This window comes from Tistrella arctica (genome assembly GCF_039630945.1).
In the GTDB taxonomy this organism is placed as follows: Bacteria; Pseudomonadota; Alphaproteobacteria; order Tistrellales; family Tistrellaceae; genus Tistrella; species Tistrella bauzanensis.
This window is the reverse complement of sequence record NZ_JBBKTV010000030.1, coordinates 1-2,887: the sequence shown is the minus strand read 5'-3', so window position 1 is coordinate 2,887 and position 2,887 is coordinate 1. Positions and strand designations below refer to the sequence as shown.

1 rRNA gene is annotated in these 2,887 nt (G+C 56.5%); it reads right to left on the bottom strand.

Going from position 1 to position 2,887, the window contains the following annotated elements:
- Positions 1-60: 60 nt before the first annotated feature.
- Positions 61-2,804: ribosomal RNA gene (locus tag WG924_RS28035) — 23S ribosomal RNA — on the bottom strand.
- Positions 2,805-2,887 lie beyond the last annotated feature (83 nt).

The following is a 2,887-nucleotide window of genomic DNA, read 5'->3' as shown; positions in this document are numbered from 1 at the left end:
TTTTGTGTCTGTGATGCAAGCTGTGTGGCCCGCGGGCCCGGTTCTGGGCGCGACGGGGATCAATAGAGCTCTATCGAGCGATTAGTACCGGTTAGCTCAGTGCGTTGCCGCACGTGCACACCCGGCCTATCAACGTGGTGGTCTTCCACGGCTCTCAAGGGAGACCTGGTTTCGAGGGAGGTTTCCCGCTTAGATGCTTTCAGCGGTTATCCCTTCCGGATATAGCTACCCAGCGATGCGACTGGCGTCACAACTGGTGCACCAGAGATCCGTCCATCCCGGTCCTCTCGTACTGAGGACAGATCCTCTCAAGTCTCCTACACCCACGGCAGATAGGGACCGAACTGTCTCACGACGTTCTAAACCCAGCTCACGTACCACTTTAATCGGCGAACAGCCGAACCCTTGGGACCTGCTCCAGCCCCAGGATGTGATGAGCCGACATCGAGGTGCCAAACAACCCCGTCGATATGGACTCTTGGGGGTTATCAGCCTGTTATCCCCGGCGTACCTTTTATCCGTTGAGCGATGGCCCTTCCACTCGGGACCACCGGATCACTATGGCCGACTTTCGTCTCTGCTCGACTTGTCAGTCTCGCAGTCAGGCGGGCTTATGCCATTGCACTCGACAACCGATTTCCGACCGGTTTGAGCCCACCATCGCGCGCCTCCGTTACTCTTTGGGAGGCGACCGCCCCAGTCAAACTACCCGCCATGCAGGGTCCCGGCTCCGGATCACGGAGCGCGGTTAGACACCAAGAACTAAAAGGGTGGTATTTCAAGGATGCCTCCACCTCAGCTGGCGCCGAGGCTTCACAGGCTCCCACCTATCCTACACATTCAGTCCCTAGTGCCACTGCAAAGCTGTAGTAAAGGTGCACGGGGTCTTTCCGTCTGACCGCGGGAACCCCGCATCTTCACGGGGAATTCAATTTCGCTGAGTCGATACTGGAGACAGTGGGGAAGTCGTTACGCCATTCGTGCGGGTCGGAACTTACCCGACAAGGAATTTCGCTACCTTAGGACCGTTATAGTTACGGCCGCCGTTTACCGGGGCTTCGATTCAGAGCGTTAACCCCTCCTCTTAACCTTCCGGCACCGGGCAGGCGTCAGACCCTATACGTCGCCTTGCGGCTTCGCAGAGCCCTGTGTTTTTAGTAAACAGTCGCCACCCCCTGGTCTGTGCCCCCCGCCCCTGGTTGCCCAGGAACGGGGCCCCCTTCTCCCGAAGTTACGGGGGTAATTTGCCGAGTTCCTTCAGTATCGTTCTCTCAAGCGCCTTGGTATACTCTACCTGCCCACCTGTGTCGGTTTGGGGTACGGTCTATTCGTGGGCGTTATTTCCTGGAACAACTTCGCTGCTGGAAACAATCCGATAAGCTCCAACAACTTACGTCATCCGTCACGTCCCACAGGTACAGGAATATTAACCTGTTTCCCATCGACTACAGCTTTCGCTCTCGTCTTAGGGGCCGACTCACCCTGCGCGGATTAGCCTTGCGCAGGAACCCTTGGGCTTTCGGCGACAGAGTTTCTCACTCTGTTTGTCGCTACTCATGTCAGCATTCTCACTTCCGATACCTCCAGGCGCCCTCACGGGTCGCCCTTCACAGGCCTACGGAACGCTCCGCTACCACGCATCTTGCGATGCATCCACAGCTTCGGTGTACGGCTTGAGCCCCGTTACATCTTCGGCGCGGGACAGCTTAACTAGACCAGTGAGCTGTTACGCTTTCTTTAAAGGATGGCTGCTTCTAAGCCAACCTCCTGGTTGTCATGGCCGTCCTACATCCTTTCCCACTTAGCCGTAACTTGGGGACCTTAGCTGGTGGTCTGGGCTGTTTCCCTCTCGACTACGGACCTTAGCACCCGCAGTCTGTCTGCCACGCTGTACTCCTCGGTATTCGGAGTTTGGTTAGGTTTGGTAAGCCGGTGAGGCCCCCTAGCCCATCCAGTGCTCTACCCCCGAGGGTAATCACGTGACGCACTACCTAAATAGTTTTCGCGGAGAACCAGCTATATCCGAGTTTGATTGGCCTTTCACCCCTAGCCACAGGTCATCCCCGTCTTTTTCAACAGACGTGGGTTCGGTCCTCCAGTGCGTGTTACCGCACCTTCAACCTGCCCATGGCTAGATCACCCGGTTTCGGGTCTACTTCGTCCAACTCAAGCGCCCTATTCAGACTCGCTTTCGCTGCGCCTACACCTATCGGCTTAAGCTTGCTGGACAAAGTAACTCGCTGACCCATTATGCAAAAGGTACGCCGTCAGGCTTGCGCCCTCCGACTGCTTGTAGGCATCCGGTTTCAGGAACTGTTTCACTCCCCTCGTCGGGGTGCTTTTCACCTTTCCCTCACGGTACTGGTTCACTATCGGTCGTCAGGGAGTACTTAGGCTTAGAGGGTGGTCCCCCTATTTTCAAACAGGATTTCACGTGTCCCGCTCTACTCAAGGATTTCAAGAGCTACTCTCCATACGGGGCTATCACCCGCTCTGGCCGGCCTTTCCATGCCGTTCTGATCGTGTCTCAAGAAACCACTGGCCTGATCCGCTTTCGCTCGCCACTACTTACGGAGTCTCCGTTGATGTCCTTTCCTCCGGCTACTTAGATGTTTCAGTTCACCGGGTTCGCCTCTCCTGGCTATGTATTCACCAGAAGATACCACTTGCGTGGTGGGTTGCCCCATTCGGAAATCCATGGATCAAAGCTCACTCGCAGCTCCCCACGGCTTATCGCAGCGTGTCACGTCCTTCATCGCCTCCTGACGCCAAGGCATCCACCAGATGCCCTTCTCTTGCTCGAGAGATCCGCCGTCACGTCCAGAACCGGACCCGCGAGCATGCACCCGCAATCCTGCGGTCATGTCACGGTGTCATCGATCGGTTC